Origin of the sequence: Shewanella violacea DSS12, from assembly GCF_000091325.1 — a bacterium.
GTDB lineage: Bacteria > Pseudomonadota > Gammaproteobacteria > Enterobacterales > Shewanellaceae > Shewanella > Shewanella violacea.
This window is the reverse complement of sequence record NC_014012.1, coordinates 3,972,757-3,994,526: the sequence shown is the minus strand read 5'-3', so window position 1 is coordinate 3,994,526 and position 21,770 is coordinate 3,972,757. Positions and strand designations below refer to the sequence as shown.

Annotated in this window: 18 protein-coding genes; 10 read left to right on the top strand and 8 right to left on the bottom strand. The window is 43.8% G+C overall.

Annotation, left to right across the window (positions count from 1 at the left end):
• Positions 1-437 precede the first annotated feature (437 nt).
• From gcvT to gcvP, 3 genes are all read left to right on the top strand, one after another.
• Positions 438-1,532 (top strand): glycine cleavage system aminomethyltransferase GcvT, encoded by a 1,095-nt coding sequence (gcvT, locus tag SVI_RS16665; RefSeq protein ID WP_013052796.1) that lies wholly within the window; start codon positions 438-440, stop codon positions 1,530-1,532.
• Between the two features lie 37 nt (positions 1,533-1,569).
• Positions 1,570-1,959, top strand: a complete 390-nt coding sequence (gene gcvH / locus SVI_RS16660; protein WP_013052795.1) for a glycine cleavage system protein GcvH — start codon at positions 1,570-1,572, stop codon at positions 1,957-1,959.
• A 192-nt stretch (positions 1,960-2,151) separates the two neighbouring features.
• On the top strand, positions 2,152-5,052 hold the full coding sequence (gene gcvP, locus SVI_RS16655) for an aminomethyl-transferring glycine dehydrogenase (RefSeq protein WP_013052794.1): 2,901 nt from the start codon (positions 2,152-2,154) through the stop codon (positions 5,050-5,052).
• Positions 5,053-5,972: 920 nt separating this feature from the next.
• Here the strand turns inward: gcvP and SVI_RS16645 are convergent.
• The gene (locus SVI_RS16645) at positions 5,973-6,419 is read right to left on the bottom strand and encodes a dCMP deaminase family protein (RefSeq protein ID WP_013052792.1); all 447 of its coding nucleotides are present in this window, start codon (positions 6,417-6,419) and stop codon (positions 5,973-5,975) included.
• Positions 6,420-6,969: 550 nt separating this feature from the next.
• Between SVI_RS16645 and SVI_RS16640 the strand changes: the two genes are divergently transcribed.
• The 4 genes from SVI_RS16640 to SVI_RS16625 all read left to right on the top strand — a co-directional run bounded on the left by SVI_RS16640 (position 6,970) and on the right by SVI_RS16625 (position 11,288).
• On the top strand, positions 6,970-7,446 hold the full coding sequence (locus SVI_RS16640) for a hypothetical protein (RefSeq protein ID WP_013052791.1): 477 nt from the start codon (positions 6,970-6,972) through the stop codon (positions 7,444-7,446).
• Positions 7,447-7,452: 6 nt separating this feature from the next.
• On the top strand, positions 7,453-10,044 hold the full coding sequence (locus tag SVI_RS16635; RefSeq protein WP_049791117.1) for an LruC domain-containing protein: 2,592 nt from the start codon (positions 7,453-7,455) through the stop codon (positions 10,042-10,044).
• A gap of 431 nt (positions 10,045-10,475) precedes the next feature.
• Complete coding sequence (locus SVI_RS16630; RefSeq protein ID WP_013052788.1) at positions 10,476-10,724, top strand: DUF3297 family protein; 249 nt, start codon at positions 10,476-10,478, stop codon at positions 10,722-10,724.
• A 165-nt stretch (positions 10,725-10,889) separates the two neighbouring features.
• Positions 10,890-11,288, top strand: a complete 399-nt coding sequence (locus SVI_RS16625; RefSeq protein WP_013052787.1) for a ribosome recycling factor family protein — start codon at positions 10,890-10,892, stop codon at positions 11,286-11,288.
• Between the two features lie 139 nt (positions 11,289-11,427).
• Here SVI_RS16625 and cobA read toward each other — a convergent pair whose 3' ends face one another.
• The 4 genes from cobA to nirB all read right to left on the bottom strand — a co-directional run bounded on the left by cobA (position 11,428) and on the right by nirB (position 16,161).
• On the bottom strand, positions 11,428-12,291 hold the full coding sequence (gene cobA / locus SVI_RS16620) for a uroporphyrinogen-III C-methyltransferase (protein ID WP_013052786.1): 864 nt from the start codon (positions 12,289-12,291) through the stop codon (positions 11,428-11,430).
• Between the two features lie 55 nt (positions 12,292-12,346).
• The gene (nirC, locus tag SVI_RS16615; RefSeq protein ID WP_013052785.1) at positions 12,347-13,165 is read right to left on the bottom strand and encodes a nitrite transporter NirC; all 819 of its coding nucleotides are present in this window, start codon (positions 13,163-13,165) and stop codon (positions 12,347-12,349) included.
• A 123-nt stretch (positions 13,166-13,288) separates the two neighbouring features.
• Positions 13,289-13,615 carry a nitrite reductase small subunit NirD gene (gene nirD, locus SVI_RS16610; RefSeq protein ID WP_013052784.1) on the bottom strand — a complete coding sequence of 109 codons (327 nt, stop codon included), beginning with the start codon at positions 13,613-13,615 and terminating at the stop codon, positions 13,289-13,291.
• Positions 13,612-16,161, bottom strand: a complete 2,550-nt coding sequence (gene nirB, locus SVI_RS16605) for a nitrite reductase large subunit NirB (RefSeq protein WP_013052783.1) — start codon at positions 16,159-16,161, stop codon at positions 13,612-13,614. The genes nirD and nirB overlap by 4 nt, the downstream gene beginning before the upstream one ends.
• A 450-nt stretch (positions 16,162-16,611) precedes the next feature.
• Here nirB and SVI_RS16600 point away from each other — a divergent pair, with 450 nt between their 5' ends.
• Positions 16,612-16,842, top strand: coding sequence for a hypothetical protein (locus SVI_RS16600; protein WP_013052782.1), 231 nt, complete (start codon positions 16,612-16,614; stop codon positions 16,840-16,842).
• 52 nt (positions 16,843-16,894) lie between these two features.
• On the opposite strand, the gene SVI_RS16595 is transcribed toward SVI_RS16600, so the two are convergent.
• Together SVI_RS16595 and cspE are read right to left on the bottom strand one after the other, a co-directional pair.
• The gene (locus SVI_RS16595) at positions 16,895-17,104 is read right to left on the bottom strand and encodes a hypothetical protein (protein WP_013052781.1); all 210 of its coding nucleotides are present in this window, start codon (positions 17,102-17,104) and stop codon (positions 16,895-16,897) included.
• A 329-nt stretch (positions 17,105-17,433) separates the two neighbouring features.
• Complete coding sequence (gene cspE, locus SVI_RS16590; protein ID WP_013052780.1) at positions 17,434-17,646, bottom strand: transcription antiterminator/RNA stability regulator CspE; 213 nt, start codon at positions 17,644-17,646, stop codon at positions 17,434-17,436.
• A gap of 562 nt (positions 17,647-18,208) precedes the next feature.
• Between cspE and SVI_RS16585 the strand changes: the two genes are divergently transcribed.
• Positions 18,209-18,454 (top strand): hypothetical protein, encoded by a 246-nt coding sequence (locus SVI_RS16585; RefSeq protein ID WP_041420044.1) that lies wholly within the window; start codon positions 18,209-18,211, stop codon positions 18,452-18,454.
• Positions 18,455-19,329: 875 nt separating this feature from the next.
• Positions 19,330-20,058 carry an arginine N-succinyltransferase gene (locus SVI_RS16580; protein ID WP_041420043.1) on the top strand — a complete coding sequence of 243 codons (729 nt, stop codon included), beginning with the start codon at positions 19,330-19,332 and terminating at the stop codon, positions 20,056-20,058.
• Positions 20,059-20,182: 124 nt separating this feature from the next.
• Here SVI_RS16580 and SVI_RS16575 read toward each other — a convergent pair whose 3' ends face one another.
• The gene (locus SVI_RS16575) at positions 20,183-21,526 is read right to left on the bottom strand and encodes an aspartate aminotransferase family protein (RefSeq protein ID WP_231847743.1); all 1,344 of its coding nucleotides are present in this window, start codon (positions 21,524-21,526) and stop codon (positions 20,183-20,185) included.
• Positions 21,527-21,770: the final 244 nt, after the last annotated feature.

Genomic DNA, 21,770 nt, shown 5'->3' with positions numbered 1-21,770 from the left:
ATTCGATTGTGATGATTAACCCCCGATTTTCAATAAGTTATTCTATGTGAATGTGTACACAATACATATGTGTAAAAAAACTACATTTTCGACATGAGAAAAAGTAATGACAAAATGGTTCGGATTAGAAAAATTTTTTGTATACAAAACGGTGTTGCGAGGTATAATTTCGGCGCATTTTAGTACCGATGAGATTTTGTCTTAAATCAAACTCTTCGATGCAATTTTATCTAACGCAATTGATGCATGTATTACGGCCGGCTATTTAAATAGCCAATCTTGATGGCGGTAATATGTTTGCAGACACACTTTGGCCGTATGTACCCTACGCTAGGTGTTTCTGTTCTGGATTTCTTCTGATACAGAAGCTAAGCCGAGCAGATAGCTGTGTAGTTACGCCAGATTAGACCCGAAAAGGGCATAATAACGAGATAATAATGGCTAATAAAACTGTACTCTTTAACAAGCACTTAGAATCAGACGCTAAGATGGTAGATTTCCACGGTTGGGATATGCCGCTTAACTATGGCTCTCAAATCGAAGAACATCATGCGGTTCGTCAAGACGCTGGCATGTTCGATGTGTCTCACATGACAGTTGTCGATGTGACTGGCACAGACGCCTGTGTTTTCCTGCGTAAATTATTAGCGAACGATGTCGCTAAGCTTAAGATACCTGGCAAGGCGCTTTACGGCGGAATGTTAGATCATAGCGCTGGCGTGATCGACGATCTCATCACCTATTACCTTACCGACACTCATTACCGCATCGTGGTTAACTCTGCGACTCGCGAAAAAGATCTGGCTTGGATAGCACAAGAAGTTAAAGGCTTCGACGTGGTGATCTCCGAGCGTCCTGAGCTGGCGATGATTGCCGTCCAGGGTCCTAATGCCAAAGCCAAAGCTGCTAGCGTATTTAATGCGGATCAGAATGCTGCGGTTGAAGGCATGAAGCCTTTCTTCGGCGTACAGTCAGGCTCACTATTTATTGCCACTACCGGTTACACAGGCGAAACAGGTTACGAGATCATAGTGCCTGAAGCCGAAGCCGAAGTGCTATGGCAGGCACTGCTCGAAGCTGGCGTTAAGCCATGTGGCCTTGGTGCACGTGACACATTACGCCTCGAAGCTGGCATGAACCTCTATGGTCTGGATATGGACGAGAGTGTTAACCCACTCGCGGCTAACATGGGCTGGACCATAGCATGGGAGCCAGAAGATCGTAATTTCAACGGTCGTGAAGCACTCGCAGCAATCAAGGCTGCCGGTACCGAGAAGATGGTTGGCCTGATAATGGAAGCCAAAGGCGTTATCCGTCCAGGTATGTCTATCTTCTTCACCGATGGTGAAGGTAATGAGCAGCAAGGTATTATTACCAGTGGTACATTCTCACCAACATTAGGCTACTCTATCGCCATGGCTCGTGTCCCAAGAAGTATTGGTGATACAGCTGAAGTCGAAATGCGTAAGAAGCGCGTTACGGTTAAAGTGATCAAGCCTTCGTTTGTACGCAATGGTAAACAAGCCTTTTAATACAGAATTAGAACAATAGAAATAAGGATCAAGAACAATGAGCAATATTCCGACTGAATTGAGGTACGCATCTTCACACGAGTGGATCCGTAAAGAAGAAGACGGTAGCTATACCGTAGGTATCAGTGAGCACGCCCAGGAGCTTTTGGGTGACATGGTATTCATTGAGCTTCCAGACGTTGGCGATACTGTAACTGCTGGTGAAGATTGTGCCGTTGCTGAATCAGTTAAGGCTGCTTCTGACATCTACGCTCCAATCTCAGGTGAAGTACTGGCAATTAACGAAGCCCTTGAAGATTCTCCTGAGCTGGTAAACAGCGATGCATTTGGTGACGGTTGGTTCTTCCGCGTGATGCCTTCTGATACGGCAGAAATTGAAAATCTGCTTAATGCCGAAGGCTATCAAGCAGTAATCGACGAAGAGTAATCGCCGATTAAAAACAAAGCCTCATTTCTTCAAAAATGAGGCTTTGTTGCTTATATAGCTAAGTGACTTTTAAAATGCTGGAAGTTATTTAGCTATACATAAGATAAGAAAACTTTTTATTCAATAATACAATTAGACCGGTACCTTAGCCCCCCTACAGGCGGATACTGGCAAATATGGAATTAGGTTATCATGACCACTGAAACGCTTACTAAGCTTGAGCAGCACGATCTTTTCCTCAGCCGTCATATCGGCCCGGATAGCGCGCAGCAGCAAGAGATGCTGAATTTTGTCGGTGCTGAGTCTTTAGAAGATCTTACCGAGCAGATAGTGCCAGAGTCGATTCGTATGAATCGCGACCTTGCCGTTGGCGATCATGTCAGCGAAGCCGAAGGCATGGCCTATATCCGCGCCATTGCAGATAAGAACAAGGTTAATAAGAGCTACATAGGCATGGGTTACTACGGTACTCTAGTCCCTACTGTTATCCAGCGTAACGTGCTCGAAAATCCAGGTTGGTACACGGCCTACACGCCATACCAGCCAGAGATTGCTCAGGGTCGTTTAGAAGCTATCCTTAACTTCCAGCAGCTGTCTATGGACCTTACTGGTCTGGACTTAGCGTCTTCATCATTACTGGATGAAGCCACTGCTGCAGCCGAAGCTATGGCATTGGCCAAGCGTGTTTCTAAAGCCAAGAAAGCCAACATCTTCTTCGTTGCCGATGACGTGTTCCCCCAGACACTGGATGTGATCAAGACTCGCGCCGAGTGTTTCGGTTTCGATATTATCGTGGGTCCAGCAGCTGATGCCGCTAACCATGACATCTTTGGTGCCCTGTTCCAGTACACCAACCGTTTTGGTCAAATCACAGATTTCACCGAGCTATTCACCGCGCTACATGAGAAGAAGGCCGTAGTTGCAGTTGCCGCCGACATCATGTCTCTAGTTATGCTTAAGTCGCCGGGCTCAATGGGCGCCGACGTAGTCTTGGGTAACTCACAGCGTTTTGGTGTTCCTATGGGATTCGGTGGTCCACACGCCGCCTTCTTCGTCACCCGTGACGCATATAAACGTTCACTGCCTGGCCGTATTATCGGTGTGTCACAAGATACTCGCGGAAACCGCGCCCTACGTATGGCGATGCAGACTCGTGAGCAACATATCCGCCGCGAAAAAGCGAACTCAAACATCTGTACCGCTCAGGTATTGCTAGCGAATATGGCGTCTTTTTACGCCGTATTCCACGGCCCACAGGGTCTTAAGACTATCGCCGAGCGTATTCATCGTCTGACCGATATTCTTGCCACTGGCCTAACAGCCAAGGGTGTCACTCTGGTTAACAATACCTGGTTCGATACCATATCGATTAAAGGCTTAGACACCGCGGCTATCAAGACTCGCTCTGAAGCCCAAGGTGTTAACCTGCGCATAGATGCTGATGCCGGCTCTGATAAAGTGCTAGGTGTCAGCTTGGCCGAGACCACTACTCGTGAAGATGTAGCTCAGCTGTTCGACATCATACTTGGCGAAGGTCATGGTCTGGATGTTGCCACGCTCGATAGCAACATAGTGGCTAATGGCAGCACATCGGTGCCAGCAGCGCTTATCCGAACAGACGCGATTCTGACTCACCCAACGTTTAATCGCTACCACAGCGAAACCGAGATGATGCGTTATATCAAGCGTCTCGAGAACAAGGATTTAGCCCTTAACCATTCAATGATCTCATTGGGCTCATGTACCATGAAGCTGAACGCTGCCACCGAGATGATGCCTATCACTTGGCCTGAGTTCGCTAACATGCACCCATTCTGCCCACAAGATCAGGCACAAGGTTACGCGCAACTTGTCAGCGAGCTTTCTGACTGGTTAGTGGATATCACAGGTTATGACACTGTATCACTACAGCCTAACTCAGGTGCACAGGGCGAGTACGCCGGTCTGCTTGCGATTAAGCAGTACCATGAGTCTCGCGGCGACGCACACAGAAATATCTGTCTAATTCCTCAGTCGGCACACGGCACTAACCCAGCTTCCGCTCAGCTTGCTGGCATGAAGATCGTGGTTACCGCCTGTGATAAAGACGGCAACATAGACATGGAAGACCTCAAGACAAAAGCGGCAGAAGTTGCCGATAACCTGTCTTGTATCATGGTCACCTACCCATCGACTCACGGCGTGTACGAAGAGACGATTGGTGAGATTTGTGAAGTGATTCATCAACACGGCGGTCAGGTTTACCTAGATGGTGCCAACATGAACGCTCAGGTAGGTTTAACATCGCCAGGTTCTATCGGTGCCGATGTGTCTCACCTTAACCTGCACAAGACCTTCGCTATCCCACATGGCGGCGGCGGACCAGGTATGGGCCCAATCGGTGTTAAGAAACACCTGGCGCCATTCTTGTCTGGCCACACTGTGGTTAAGCATGGTTTAGAGTCTGACAATAACGGTGCAGTATCTGCGGCGCCATACGGTAGCGCAGGAATCTTGCCTATCACTTGGATGTACATCAAGTTACTCGGCAAGCAAGGCCTGAGACAATCGACTCAGATGGCACTGCTTAACGCTAACTACGTGATGAAGAAGCTGTCTGAGCACTACCCAGTGCTTTACACAGGTCGTAACGATCGCGTAGCTCACGAGTGCATCATAGATTTGCGTCCGCTTAAAGAAGCTTCTGGCGTCACTGAGATGGATATCGCTAAGCGTCTTAACGATTACGGTTTCCACGCGCCAACCATGAGCTTCCCAGTTGCGGGTACGCTTATGATTGAGCCCACTGAATCTGAGTCTAAGGTTGAGCTGGACAGATTCATCGAAGCTATGATCTCTATTCGCGGCGAAGCGGCCCGTGTCGAGTCTGGTGAGTGGCCAGTAGACAACAACCCGCTGAGCAACGCACCGCATACTTTGGCTGACATCATGGATCCTGAGTTTGACTCACGTCCATACAGCCGTGAGACAGCTGTGTTCCCGACAGCAGCAGTTAAGCTAAACAAGTTTTGGCCTACGGTTAACCGTATCGATGATGTGTTTGGTGATCGCAATTTGTTTTGTGCATGCATCCCAATTGCTGACTACGAATAATAATTGCTGCTTGGGCTTGATAATACTTCTGTTACTAAGAGTTATCATCGTCAGCGACGCAATTACATAATTGCTGCTTGGACTTGATAATACTTCTGTTACTAAGAGTTATCATCGCCAGCGACGCAATTATGATGAAACGCACCCTTAGTGGTGCGTTTTTTGTACATGGAGGTATTTATCCCCGATCGCAGGGACAGCGATGGAGTGGGATTTATTGGGCTTGATAATACTTCTGTTACTAAGAGTTATCATCGCCAGCGACGCAATTATTGAGTAGTTGGCTTCATTGAGCTAAAGCATAAAAAAGCGAACCTGTGTGGTTCGCTTTTTTGTACATGGAAGTACTTATCCCCGATCGCCATGGATGGTGAATGAGGGGAGTTGTACATGGAAGTACTTATCCCCGATCGCCATGGATGGTGAATGAGGGGAGTTGTACATGGAGGTACTTATCCCCGATCGCAGGGACAGCGATGGAGTGGGATTTGTGCTCTTTAAGCCGTCATCCCGGTGATGCTTGTAGCCGGGAACCATTCTTTTGCTTATGGCCAGCGGCCACCAAATTCGTGAAATTCTCTTCTCTTCTCTTTTCTTCTCTTTTCTTCTCTTTTCTTTTCTTTTCTAATAATAGAGTAGGGCAAGGAGGGCTGCTGTCTGATATGAATGGATTCACAAATGCTGTGATGGCAAGGGTGCTAAGGGGACGGCTAACTGTCATAGATGGCTAGATAGTGCCTAGTGACGCTGCTCTTTTAATGAAAATGGCGAAGAGCTCCGTGGTTTAAACGGAGCTTTTTAAGGCGCTGAAGGCGTTTTATCAAATAAACGCTGAGGGCTCTTGATCAAGCAGACGCTGAAGGCTCTTTATGAAACAGCCTCTGAAGGCGTTTTATGCAATAGCCGCTGAAGGCTCTTAATCAAGCAGACGCTGAAGGCTCTGGTTGCATCCAATCGACTTTAACACCGGCTTGGTCGAGCATATCTTGGCTTATTTTAATCTTATCTCCCCAGCGTGACAGGAAGTCTTTGCTTGGTTCTGGGCTGTGCACTGTGCTCAAACCTGTTTGGATGATCTTTGCAGCGCAGTTGGGGCAGGGGAAGTGAGTAACCCAGATCTCGCAGCCGCTGAGATCACGCTTAGCATAGAGAATGGCATTCTCTTCTGCGTGGAGGGTTTTTAGCAGCTTCATCTCACGGTTATCGGTTTCGGCACTATCGGAGATCCCGTGTGGGTAGCCGTTGAAGCCTAAAGAGACAATACGGTTATCTTCGGTGATCACTGCACCAACTTGAGTGGAGGGATCTTTACTCCAAGATGCAACGAGCTCTGCCATCTGTAGAAAACGTGTTGCCCATTTTGTCATTTAATAAGAACTCCAATTCTATACTACTGAATAAACTAGTCTAACTTGCTGCTATTCTCTATTGAGAACCTTGATAAATCAACCTTTCAACAAGTCGATTTAGATAAACGGCGCAGACTAAAGCGTATAAGAATAATTATGTGTGTCTAATTATCTTCTTATCCTTAAATCTCGGCTTGGTTAAATCGAACTTGGTAGCCCAGTCACTCGTCCCTAGTCTGCTGCTTGAGTGACAGTATTTTCATTATGAAATATGTACTTTTTTATATGCATCGCAAATTGCGAATTATGCAGGGAAAATTAAACACTTTATTGTCTGTCGACAAGACTTCTTAAGTTAACTCATCTCATTGAATATTTAATCTGTCCACTTTCCCGCCTTAGTTAACAGTGATTTAGCCATCTTATTGGTCTTATCTTAAAATCGTATTCATTAATATTTTTCAGTTGGCGTAAACATTGCCTTTTAGACTTGAAGATAGGTTTTCGTGAGGCTATAAACTCCCTGCTTACCGAGTACCGACTCAAATTTTCCAAAAGGATACCAGCTATGGATAATCTAAGTCGATTGATGATGCGTTGTTGTACCGTGTTGTTTGTAATGATTTTTATGGGCTGTTCGCACTCAGGTGGAGAGGAAGATACTGAACCCGTAGTAGAGGAGCCTATTGTAGCCGTAGTAGAAGAGCCTAGTGAACCAGATCCTGTGTCAGTGAAATCTTTTGACGAGATTTTAATTGAAGATGGCTTCAGGTTTGATATGCAGAGAACGGTGAAAATTGATATTTCTTTCAGTCAGATGCAAGGGGTTACTAGGATATCAGTTTATTCAGAAACTGATCCTACTACCAATACGCCGATCAATCTGCTAGAAAAATCTGAAATAAACAATGCAATGAAATATACCAGTTCGATGTCTGTACCCAGTTATATAGAATCCATGGTAGTCGTTATTGATGGCGATAGTTACGCAGAGCTAGATCTACCTATAGATAAAACAAATCATATTTACTATTTAGTTGAGTAAACGATTATGGCTAATATAAAAAAATATTCAGACGTGTCTTTATTTACCATATTGCTAATGACTAGCTTATGGCATCTGTCGCTTAATGCTGAACCTATCCTCCAGAGTCAGCTTGCAAATGATGCGACTAAATCATTTGCAAATTTTGGTACTTCAGTGGCTGTTACTGAGTCTTTTATTATTGTTGGAACGCCGGGAAAACAAAGTGATCAGGGTGAAACGTGTGTTTTTTTACGCAATCAAAACATTTGGTCAATGACGACTTGTCTAAATCCTACCTCAGAGACCCAGAATGCAATTAAGCAATTTGGCAGTGCAGTGGCGATTTCAGATCAGAGTGTCATTATCAGTGCCCAGCTTCAAGGTGGGCAAACTGGTGCTGTTTATATCTTTAATTACCAAAATGGTATCTGGAGTCAGCAGAGTGAAATGACTAAACCAGGCACTACGAGTAATGATTATTTTGGAGAATCAGTCAGCATATCGGGCGATCTTGCGGTCATAGCTTCGCCAGGAGGCTCGAATGATGATGGCGCTGTTTATGTTTACAAACGTACTGGCTCTATTTGGGTATTAAATACCACTATCACTCCTGATTCTGAGTTCAAGAGTAAACAATTTGGAGCCGCTGTCAGTATCTCTGAAGGCTATTTGATCATTGGCGATGGAGAGTCAGGTAAGACTAAAGAAGGTTCTGCCTATATTTATAAATATGATGATTATGATGATACTTGGACTAAACAAGCCACATTAAAAGGCGGCTTAGTTACTCGTGCTGCCAATTACGCATTATCAGTCGCTATTTCTAAAGATTATGCGGTCGTTGGTGCCAGGATGGAAAATGATCCACATGGAAATAATGAGACTAATAAGGGGGCGGTTTACATCTATAAACGAAAAGATGATGCATGGACAAATCAAGCTAAGTTAACCGCCAATGCTGGACTTTCTGGCGACCAATTTGGTAATTCGGTAGCGATTGTTGGCGAGCATATAGTGATAGGCGCTGAAAATGTGAATTCATCATCAGGAGCTGTTGTGCTGTTCCATCTTGTTGGTGATATTTGGCTAGAACAATTTTCATTTATAGCCGCTGACGGTGCGTCACAGGACAATTTTGGCCATTCCGTGGCTGTTTCTGCAAGCTATGTTAGCGTTGGCGCCCATAATAAAAAGATTAAAAAAAGTCTGTCTGGTGATGTTTATGTTTACGCATTGAATGTACAAACCCAGCAAACCCAAGGTGAAATAGATTTAGAAAATACCTTAGCAACATTAGATAATCCCATAGAGGAAGCGATTATAAATCCAGATGATCTCGATGGTGATGGATTATCTAATATCGATGAAACTGATGTTTTAAATACCTCACCGACAGATCCAGATACAGATAATGATGGGTTAACCGATTATGAAGAGGTGATTATTTACGGTACAGATCCGCTGTTAACGGATACAGACCAAGATACGCTGACCGATTTAGAGGAAGTTATATTTTATAATTCAGACCCGACGTTATTAGATACGGATGAGGATGGGTTTTCAGATGATTATGAAGTCAATATTCTTAATACAGACCCGGGATTAGTTGATACCGATGGTGATGGATTACTTGATGCCGTTGAAGTGAACGAGTTAGCCACAGACCCGACACTGGCGGATACCGATGGTGATGGTTTGACCGACAATGAAGAACTTAATCTTCATCTTACAGACCCGCTGGATGCTGATAGTGATAAGGATAATTTCAGTGATGGTCTTGAGGTTAATCTTTATGATACATCTCCGTTAGAAGTTGCCGATGTACCAGTTCCCTTAGTCACGACTACTGCTTACTCACCCGCAGAGGAGCAGATGGGGACAATGGCCTTTGAAGATTATTGGCCCAGCAAAGGTGATTATGATTTTAATGATGTGGTGATTAATTATAATGCGACAGAAACAAAAGTTGATGGGCAGATAAGTAAAGTTATCCTTAAACTTCAACCGGTCGCGAGGGGAGCGTCATATAAGAACGGACTTCAGATAAGTATTAATACTCCCATTACCAATATTGCATCCGCAACCATGGGGCCCGTTTCTAACGCTGTACCATTAACGCCGATAGCAGATGGTAATCAGACTATGTTTGTTATTATCGAAGATATTAAAGATGCCTTACCTGCCCCCAACGGTTTTGAATTTGCGAATACGGAACCCAATAGCCCTAAAGTCACAGGTGCTATGTTCATTGTTACCATCAACTTACACAATCCAGTGGATGAGAATATATTTGGTTCAGCACCTTATAATTCGTTTATTTCACGCAAACTGGGTAATGGTGAAGTTATTGAGGTTCATTTCCCTGGTTATCGACCAACCAAGTATGCATCGAAAAGACAATTTGGCACAGTTCATGACGATACAGATAAAAGCACGGATAAGTTTTACCAAACAGAAGATAATTTACCTTGGGCGATGATCATTCCGCAAATATGGGAACATCCAAAGGAGAGAGTCGATTTATCTGAGGATTATCCTGAAATTTTAGACTGGGCTTCAAGTCGTGGTAAGAGTAAAAAAGACTGGTACAAACATAAAAAGAATAAAAATAAATAACTTGGCTGTCGGAGTGAGTATCCTGATGCCTTATTATCAGTCAGAAACATATCCGGCCAACTAAGGTACTTGCTAGCTTAGTTGGCCTTTGACTTTTAACTAATCAAACTGCTCTTTGATAAGACACATAGCCGCTAAAAGCGGCTCTATTGGCATACATTTTAAAAATAACATGGCTTGTTCCGCCAAATTACAAAGCATAAGACAAGCTGTCGGCTAGGTGCTTATAGCGGGCTTTAAAATCAGTGTTTGTGTTTTTTTGTCGCTATAAATTGCATCGCTATAAAATATCTAGCGCTTGCCTAGCTCTTGTTTAGAGCTGAGGGGGTAAAGAGGGGGCAAGGTCGACCTAGATTTATTACTGCACCTCTTGAGCATAAGGCCTGTATTGCCTACAATAGCGCACGCTTTACTCACTACAGACTTAGACAATGAACGACACTAAATCGCAACCAGCTTTACCAGATCGCCTGTCCGGCAATCCCCGCAGTCCACATCATGTAGAAGCAATTTTTGAAAACGAGATAGGTATTATACTCAACGGCAAAGAGCGCTTTGATGTCGAAGAATATTGCATCAGTGAATCTTGGGTAAAAGTCCCATCACACAAGGCATTAGATCGTCGCGGGCAACCGCTGTTGATGACGATAAAAGGCAAGGTTGAAGTTTTTTATAAATAAACAGACTTAACAACCACAGTTAAGGCTTTTGAAGATACGCCCTTTTTATCATAGCGCTGACTTGTATAAGCCGCATGGTGATGAGGGCGTTTCTGTTTGTGGGGGTAACACTAGATCATCTGGGACCCAAGTAAACTTTAAACTGTCTATGAATGAAATGCTGCCATGAATGAAGACATCACCATCTCACTCCCTTCTCTAATTCATCGAATAGGAAGAGAAGAGGTCAATCAAGCCAAAGCCATTGCAGTGCAATATCAATGTGAGCTCAAGCGTGTTCGACGTTCTAGAAATTGGGGGCTCTCAGGTGAAGCCATCAAGATTCAATCCTATTCAGCAGGATTGAAAGCTGAGCTATTGAAAAGGGAAGCCGGTTTTCGTTATCTTATCCAAAAGATTGAAACAGCTTTGCTTGATCATGCAGACAAGCTTGAACCTTTAGAGGCAAAGCTGGCACGTCTGCTCACTGACAATCCCAATATCACCTTGGCCGAATTGATACATATAACAGATTGCACCTTGGCTGAAGCCAGAACGGCACGCTTCCATGCCGATTCCTGGTGATTTTCAGCTGAAAGTGTATAGCTTTAACAAGGCCGCCCATATTTAACCTAACTGATAGGGTCACTTGGAGATGTCTTAGGTCATAGACAGCTAATAAAGGGGGCGTAATGAGCTTGTCTCATCCTTGAGTGACTGTGGGCTAAAGCACTAAGGAGACACCTGTTCTGTCTTGTTTATATGTATGCATTTCTCGGTAGCTAGCATGATCCAATTTTTCTGATGGCGTGTTTGGCTTGAACCAGTTGAGCTGATGGGTGAGCTGAGTAACACTGCCGATAATAATTAAGGCCGGACTTTCAGCTAGGCTCGAAAGTTGTGCTAACCCGGCCAAATCCCCGGTTAATACCCTTTGTTGAGTGCTAGTGCCTCGCTCTATGATAGCAACGGGGGTAGTGAGCGAAAGACCATAAGCACTGAGCTTATTTTTAATTAATTCGCTTTGGTTTAACCCCATATAAAACACTAAAGTATGCTTTGCATGGGCGAGAGATTGCCAATTAATTTGCTCTTCACCAGCCTTGAGATGACCGGTAATGAATTGCACGCTTTGGGCATGGTCTCTATGGGTTAAGGGAATTCCGGCATAAGCCGCGCAGCCTGCAGCAGCTGTGATGCCAGGAACAACCTCAAAAGGTATCTGGTAAGGAAGTAGGGCTTCTAGCTCCTCACCACCACGGCCGAAAATAAAAGGATCACCGCCTTTTAAACGGATCACTAGCTTTCCAGCAAGCGCCTGTTCAACCAAGATTTGATTGATCTCCTGCTGGGGCACGCAATGATTCCCTGCTCGTTTACCAACAAAAAACAACTCACACCCCTGGGGAATAAGCGCAATTATGTCGTTTGAAACTAAGCGGTCATAGACAATGACATCGGCCTGTTGGATTAAACGCATAGCCTTTACTGTCAGTAGGTCTGGATCTCCAGGTCCCGCACCGACAAGGATCACTTTCCCTTGGATTTGAGTACTAGGTGAAGTATGTATTGGATCTTGTGTACTCATTTATGTTTGCTCCAGGGCTGAGTCATTGTCTATTACTGGCTTGATAAAGGAAATATTATGTCGCTTGCTTGCTAGCTTGAAGCTTATCTTGTTTGCTTGCCAATATAGGTCGTTGCGCTTTAGGTGTGCTGAACCAGTAGCCCAGCCCCATAAATACAACACCAGAAATCGTGTTGCCTAAGGTTACCCATAACAAGTTATGACCTATACCTGCCAATGTGAGTGTGTCTTGGTGTTCACCAAACCAAGATAATGCGAAAATGGTCATATTCGCAATTGAGTGCTCGTAGCCACTGGCGATGAAGGCAAGTAAGCACCAACCAATCGCGAGGAATTTAGCCGAGCCATCAAGTCGTTGGCACATCCAAATAGCCAAACAAACTAGCCAGTTACACAAAATACCTTTGAATATTAGAACGGAAGCAGGTGCGACAGTTTTTGCAATGGCCACGTTGTGTAGCAAGCTGTTGCTGTCCGGTAAGATTTTACCGCCGCCGGCATAGAAGAAAAGTAGTGCGACGCCAACCGAACCGAGTAAATTTCCCAGCCAGGTTTGCGGTAATACACGTGCCATATCCCCTAGCGTGATCTGTCCTGTTTTCACTCCAAAGGTTAAATACATGGTATGGCCTGTGTAAAGCTCTGAACCTGCAATAATCACCAGAGTGAGGGCGATACCAAAAGTGCTCCCCATGACTAAGGGACGAATTGAAGGGTCAACAAGGTTACCTAAGGTAAAAATTAAAATGATACCTAAGCCAACATAAGCACCGGCCATGGCTGAACTTAGCCAAAACCCCACTTTTTCTTTATCAGCCAGCTCAACAATACGTGCAGCTTGTGCTGAACATTTCTTTATCGTGTCTGCATACATTCAATATACTCTTGTAAAAATCTAAAATTTTAACCGTGGGCATCAAGTGTAAATACTCGATTTTAGTTAATATTTAAACGTGGGAAATAAAGAGGATTAATCATTATTTCCCACAGGGCTTAGTTATAAACTCACTAATACTTGGCTGTCTTTAACCTGTACTGAGTAACACTCAAGCTTGATTTCAGGATTTTCAAAGCAATGACCGTCTTTAAGTGAAAAACGTTGCTTCTTCAATGGGCTGGCGATCCATAATTGATTGTCGTGCTGACAGATAATGCCTCGTGACAACACATTCGATTGAGCGAAGGGGTCCATATTATTAAGCGCAAATAATTGCTCGGAATGATCGGGTCTGAAGATGGCAATTTGCTTATTGTTTACCAATGCACAAACACCTGTTCCAGGAATAAGATCGTCTAGCTCACATACAGTGATCCACTGGCTCATAGGGTTTCCTCCAATGAAATAGAATAAGTGTTGGCTTTTTCTTGGTTGAATGCCGGACGGTGCTGTTCGCGCTCAGCTACAAAGACGACATTGTCATCATGCTTATCGCTATTAATGAAATGACTAAAACGTTTAATTTGTTGTTGGTTATCTAGTGTTGTAGTCCACTCACATTGGTATGAGCCGATGGCTTTTGCTATATCGGCTTCGAGTTGAGCATTGATACCCAGTTTATCTTTGACGATAACGTCACGTAGGTAATCAACACCCCCGTTAAGACTTTCTAACCAAACCGAGGTCCGTTGTAATTTATCAGCGGTACGAACGTAAAACATCAAATAGCGATCTATGTATGTGATAAGGGTGTCTTTATCAAGATCGCCAGCGAGTAAATCCCCATGGCGAGGCTTCATACCGCCATTCCCACCGACATACATGTTCCATCCGGTATCGGTTGCGATAATACCCAGATCTTTGCCTTGGGCTTCGGCACACTCTCGGGTACAACCTGATACACCAAATTTCATTTTGTGTGGAGTGCGAATGCCCTTGTATCGGTTTTCAAGCTCTACACCTAAACCCACACTATCTTGCACCCCAAAACGACACCAGTTACTACCAACGCAGGTTTTAGCCATGCGTAGCGCTTTCGCGTAGGCTTGTCCGGTTTCAAACCCTGCATCGATTAATCGTTTCCAGATTGCTGGTAGGTCATCTTTATGAGCACCAAATAAACCAATACGTTGTGCGCCCGTGATCTTGGTATAGAGGTTATAGTCGTTAGCAACTTGGGCGATGGCTAATAGTCCGGCTGGTGTCACTTCACCGCCTGCCATTCGCGGTATTACCGAGTAGCTGCCATCTTTTTGCATGTTGCCCAAGAAAATATCATTGGTATCTTGCAACTGGGTATTTTGAGGTGTGAGCACATAATCATTCCAGCATGAAGCGAGAATGGAACCCACGGTTGGTTTGCACACTTCGCAGCCGTAACCTGTACCGTATTTAGCTAGCAGTGCTTCGAAAGAGTTAATTTCTTCAATACGAATGAGGTGAAAAAGCTCTTGGCGAGAGTATTCAAAGTGCTCACATAAGTGATTTTTAACTTCAATCCCCGCTTTTGCCAGTTCGCTATTAATCACTTGAGCAATCAGCGGAACACAACCACCACATCCAGTTCCCGCTTTGGTGAAGGCTTTTATTTCATTTAAACTTGTGTGACCTTCGGCGACAGCAGCGGCAATTTTGCCCTTGGTGACATCAAAACATGAACACATCACGGCCGAGTCGGGGAGAGAATCTACCCCCATGGCAGGTTTAGCTGCGCCAGCATGAGCCGGTAAGATAAGACTGTCTGGATTTTCTGGTAGTTCTACATTATTCAATTTAAGCTGAAGAAGATTACCGTAATCTGCAGTATCACCAATAAGTACCGCACCAAGCAGTTGCTTACCATCTTCCGAAACAATAATACGTTTGTAGATGTCTTCATGTTCATTGAGGTAAACGTAACTTTTACAATTTTCAGTACGGCCGTTGGCATCACCAATACTGCCGACCTTAACGCCAAGCAGTTTTAGTTTTGCACTCATGTCGGCGCCTTCAAAGCGCAGGTTTTCCTCTAATAAATGGCTGACAGCGACTTGAGCCATTTTATAACCTGGGGCTACCAGGCCAAAGAACTTATCATTCCAAGATGCACATTCACCTATGGCGTAAACGTCTTTATCAGAAGTTTGACAGGTATCATTAATGGCGATACCACCACGTTTTCCTGTGGTTAAACCACATTGGCTGGCAAGTTTATCTTGAGGGCGGATACCCGTTGAAAAGACAATGAAATCCACTTCTAGTGAAGTACCGTCTGCAAACGTGAGGGTATTTCGCGCCTCTGTACCTTCAGGAATGATCTCTGTGGTATTTTTACTGGTATGAACCTTAACGCCAAGTTGTTCAATTTTTTTACGTAATTGCTGACCACCTTGAGGGTCTAGCTGCTCGGCCATCAAGACAGGCGCAAATTCAATGACGTGGGTTTCAACACCTAAAGCTTTTAATGCGCCAGCCGCTTCTAAACCTAATAGTCCTCCGCCGACAACTACACCACTTTTACTACGTTTAGCCGTGGACTCGATTGCTTTGAGATCTTCAATGGTTCGATAGACGAAACAGTCCTTGCCTTGGTTACCTTTGATTGACGGCACCCAAGGATACGAGCCCGTTGCCATAACAAGTTTATCGTAATTAATCTCACGTCCCGTATTGGAATAAATGATTTTTTTTTCACGATCAATGGTGATGGCTCGTTCACCAAGCAATACGTTTATAGCATTCTTTTCGTACAAACCTTGCTTAACAAGAGAAAGCTCTTCGGCAGTATGATGAGAAAAATAGGAGGACAGGTGAACTCTGTCGTAGGCTACACGTGGCTCTTCACAGAGAACAGTGACTTCAAAGTTATGTATGTCTGCTTTATCGATTAATTCTTCAATATAGCGATGGCCAACCATACCGTTTCCGATAATAGCTAATTTGACTTTGCTCATTATATCCTCTTAATAAATAGTGTCACTTTTAGCTTATTTTATTAAGAAATACCGATATTGAATATGATATCAATCAAGGCAGCTTTTGATAAATTGAAACAGTTAGTGTTTAAAATCAACTGGTAACGATAGCGTCACGCTTATGTAGCATTACTGCTTTATTTATAAACGTTTGTTGGTGGAGATAATTTAGTCGCAGGGAAGGCTTAGCTATTTTTAGAGTAGAGCCAAGCATTTTTCGATGAGGCGGGATGGTTTATGGCAACACATTTTTTGACTTGAGCGCTATTTGGCAACCAATGGCGAGTACGGCATAAGCGCCAGAGTTATCTGGCATTAAGCGACGAATGCCATCTAGTGTCGACTTTTCTTTTGATCTTAATCAAGGTGTAATAGGGCCGATAGGTTCATTATATTAGTCGAACATGATACTGATAATGGAGGGCTATAGTGACAGACGATAAGCTAATATTGATTTTAAAGATCTGTATCACCCTAGGTGTTTCTTTGATTTTACTTGGAATATACTTGCATAATTTCAACGAGACAATCGAAACTATGGGCGTAATAGGCATCATGATTAGTGCTATGTGTGTGGCTTTTGGCATGGCATTGTCTTTACCAACCAAAATGTACCTGACCTTTATTCTGGTGAAACTAGAAACTGAAAAGCATGAGTAGGCTTGATAGTGTGGCAGGTACAGTTAGCTGTTAGACAAATAGATTAATGCTGCTAGCAGGAGATAGAAAAATTACCGATAAGCTGATTTTCACTATTAATGATCTTACCTTGGCAGGTTTCATCACAATAGGACAGTTCTATATCCCTGTTATCTATGTTGCCTTTCATTAAAATATGACGTAATAGTACATCACCATTTAACTGATGAATTAATGCGTTCCAAGAGATTTCATTTTTAAAAATATTGAAGTTTACTTTCATTGATTACCTTTATATTGGTTTTGATTGGCTGTGGCTTGCTTGATTTTTATACCGATCGAAATTAATTTCAGCTGATGAGCTAAATATTGGTATTTTATTATCGGCATGGCAGTACAGGATAAGTACGAACTTAAAATTAGTCTAAATCTATGATGTTTAATATTTATTTATAACGAAGTTAATGAGGAATGTAACGATATATGCAAATAAGCGGATGATAGAAATGTAGGTTTTTCGCAGTTCGGGTGTCAGTTTTATTCAAAATGGATTAAGCATTGAATAAAATATGACGTAAATGGTCGTGAGACCATCTACGTCAACTTACAAAGTTAAAGCGCAACTACGTTAGCTGCTTGAAGGCCTTTTTGACCTTGCTCTACTTCGAAAGATACTTTTTGGCCTTCAGCAAGAGTCTTGAAGCCGTCTGAAGTGATTGAACGGAAGTGAACGAAAACGTCATCGCCGCCATTGTCTTGAGTAATGAAACCAAAACCTTTCTCTTCGTTAAACCATTTTACTAGACCAGTTGTTGAATTAGACATGTTATGCCCCTTATAGTTAAATTCATAAAAATATCGCATATGCGACGTGCTGCTAAGTGAATTATTGAATGTACGATGAATATAAGGGAAACTAGGATAACAACAATAACGAAGAAATTCTAAGGTTTACTTTTTACTTATGTTTCATTAATAACTCTGTACAGCTTTGCGAGACAAATAGTACCTTATAATCAAAGTATGTACAGGGTTATTTGGGTTTATTTTAATGGGCCGTCTAAATAATCCCGTTAAACCTAAGTAATTTCAGTGGTTTGCGGGTTTGTTCCTGCTTATGTAAAACTGTACGTCTCTAGTGTTGGCAGCTTCTAAGCTGTAGTAAGAGTCAGCATCTATAGCTTATGGGCCGTTTGATTAGAGTGTTAAACATAGCTAAGCACATATCTGCGCCGTTTTCTTTGTCATTCAACTAGGCTTACTCGTCTCTGCGCGGTTCCAATCCTCAACTATGATGTGTAAAGTACGCCAAATATTGCCGTAGAGACTTTGCCGCTATGCCAGTGGCATGATAAAAGTGGGCGAAGCAGAAATAAAGAGAATACCAATGAATAACGAACTCGATGTCATAGATAACCTAGAAGATCTAGAAGGCTTTCTACTGTCTGTAGAGAGTGGTGGTTTGGGGCTAGACGGTGTTGCGGGTGTCGGCATGGCTACTAATAACTCTGATGGACGTCACTTTGTTGCTGTATTCGATGCTAACAACAAACTGCTTCATGCACGCTGGATAACTCAAGAAATCTTCGATACAGGGAAAGATCTGGTACGCAATGGTCCGACTAAGCACTAAAGAATCAACAGAGGCTTGAGATAGAGCCTCTTTTAATGACTTAGGAGTACTAGATTTCTGTCATCTTAATTGGCTTTTTAAACCTAATTCAATGTCTTGGTCCCTGACTTAATTTCTCAGTTCAAGTCTCAAGTATCCAATCTCTATTCTCTATTCTCTATTCTCTATTCTCTATTCTCTACTCTTATAGCCTGGTTTCAATCCCGCCATCATTGTCTATGTCACTTTGTTATGAGGGTAAAGCCATCATCATGTTAGAAGGCCGGCCTGATTATCTAGAGGCTTGTCACTCCTATGTCAGTGCAGCAGCGGTTGAATCTGTGTTTTAGAGATGGAACCTAAATATATATGAGAGAATGAATTTGTATGGGTTAGTAGATAACCTATACAAATTAAAAGTAGCAGGATAAGTGCTCTGCGTATGCTTGTGTTCATAGTCTTGGCTTCATCTTATGGGGATATGGTACCAGTCCCATATCCCAATCGGTTTTACTCTCTTTACTCTAGATCGTTTTCTCGCTGACAACACTTAGGGATCATAGAGCGGCTAGTCTGCTTATTTGTCTATCTATGGCACATCTAAGACACACCTAAGTAATTAAAGTTCTGTCTCATTTATCATCTGATTAAATCTGGGAGCATTAACACAGATAAGATACACACTTAAGTCTTCTTGGTTTGCAGACACCATTTATCTCCATGGCTATGACTTGTGTATTGATAGGGGATTGGTCAGTGCGGGGCTGGGTGGGATATTCGCGTATCCCAGGCTAAGCCGTTTAGCTAAATGGGTCATGTGGGGGCAGCGTACCTGTTCTTTGCTTGGCGGTGAGGTTAATATGGCGCCCATAATTAGGAGTCATAGAGGTAAATCCATGGGACGTTCAATATCTATTTCGAGTGCGGCGCAGTGTAAGCAGGGTGGTTTCTCGGGAGTTCAAATGCTCTTGATTGTACTCTTAACGATTATCCTCACCTTGGGGATAAGCTTTTTCGTGGTTCGCACCTACATTTTTCCATCTGAGTTATCTCCCGTGACTCTGAGTGCTAAGGAAGCGGTTCAACTCGACCAGAAACTAAATAAATTAGGTTGGCAGCCTGATACTAGCGTGAGAAATGATTCCATAACGGCTTCTCAAATTAGCAATACACAGACAGCTGAATCTAGACAAGATGACCTAAGTCCTAAGCCTTATCGAGAGCTGAATACGGACCGCCAGGTGACATTTAGTGAGAAAGAGGTCAATGCTATGATTGGCAGAAACCCAGATTTTTCTCGCCGTGTCGCTATCGATTTTTCCGATGATCTTGCTAGTGCAAAAATATTAGTGCCGATCCCTGATGACTTTCCTCTGATGCCTGGGCGGATCCTACGAGTAAACGCAGGGGTGAATATTCACCTGGATGCCTCCCGTCGTCCGGTCGTGGCGCTAGTTGGTGTGAGCTTGATGGGGGTTCCTATTCCCAATGCTTGGCTGGGCAATATGAAGAATGTGAATCTGGTGGGCGAGTTTGGTGATTCTGGTTTCTGGAATGCTTTCGCCGATGGTGTCGAAGAACTAGAAATCCGTGAAGGTGAGCTTTACATCAAGCTAAGAAAATAGATGTGAAGCTTGTCATTAGCTGTTGCTTGATGGCTATTACATGTCAGCAATAACGAATAAAGGGGCGAGCCATATTACATCATGGCTCGCCCCTTTTATTTTTCCTAGCCTTGTAAGCTAAGCCTTACTTGCGTTCGGCTATGGCCTTTGCCATGGCGGCATCGGCAATCTGTTCCAGTTTGGCAAGATCTATGTCTTTATGGGATTCACAGATAAACCAAGGCTCGCGGGAATCTGGTTCCAGCATGATGCCACTCTTAATCAAGTTAAGGGCAAACTCGGTATACAGCTGGCTATCGGTCTTCTTCCAGTCACGATAGTTATGGGGTACCTGGCTACCAAAGTGAATGCCGAACATGGCATCTGGGCCTGCGAACTTATGTTCAATACCGTGCTTGGTAAATACCCGAGATAGTAGCTGCTGAATATCCGCGCCAGCTTTATTAATTGTCTCGTAGGCATTGGTTTCATTCAAAATCGTCAGTGTCGCTTTAGCGGCGCTGAGGGCGATCATGTTGGCGGTATAAGTGCCGCCATGAGTGACGCCATTTTTTCCGAAGCTGATCACGTCCATGACATCCTTACGACCACCGAAGGCGGCTACCGGATAACCATTGCCCATGGCCTTGGCGTATGTGGTTAGATCGGCGTAAATGCCATAGAGTTCCTGTGCGCCACCTTTAGCTACGCGGAAACCCGTTTTAACTTCATCCATGATCAATAAGGTGCCATTGGCATCACAGATATCACGTAATTTCTGCATGTATTCTTGGGAAGATGCGATGCTGCCACAGTTGCCTAAAATTGGCTCTATCACTATTGCCGCGATATCATCGCCGACACGAGCAAAGACTTCATCAATAGCGGCAAAATCATTGAGCGGCACTGTTTCCAGATGCTCACGACTCGCTTCAGGGATACCACAGCCAAAAGCGGTAATCTTGGGCGCTGCTTGGGTGTCACTGTCCCAATTATCGACATCTGATTTCCACATCATCTCGTCGTATAGACCATGAAAACCGCCTTCAACCACCACAATTTTATTGCGACCGGTAAAACCACGGGCGGTACGTACCGCGCCAATTACAGCTTCCGTACCCGAGTTGGCAAAACGTATCTTCTCTATGTTCGGACACATCTGCTTCATCAGTTCGACTACCTGAGAATCAAGATCGGTTGAGAAACCTGAAATGGTGCCACGCTCTGTGATGGCAGCAATGACTTCTTGATCGACTCTGGTATCGCGATAGCCCAAGATAATAGGCCCGTAAGCGAGGCGGAAATCGATAAATTTCTGGTCGTCAGCATCGGTAATCGTACAGCCCAGGCTGCTTTTAACGAATACAGTGTTTTCTTCACCCCAGTAACGGTAGCTATCGGCCACGCCCATAGGCATGTTGTTGTGGGCCTGTTTTAGCAGCGCATTGGTGGCTGGCTTGTTGGCATTGCTCATCTTGTTTATCTTCATCTTAAAAGTCTGCCGCGTATGATACAGGGCAAGATTAGGCTTGGCCATATAGATAAAGGGATCGGATTTAATTTAGCCAATAAAAGTGCAGGAAAATGGCTCTGACTCAGCTATTAAATCCTGGATGCTTGAATTTACTTATAGACGAGTATGCTAATGGTTTGAAGTAAGACCATTGAGTGCGGCTTGTTAGCCTAGCTGATGGAAGGTTAAATTTTTGCGGGCTTGTTGGAAAGTATTGTAA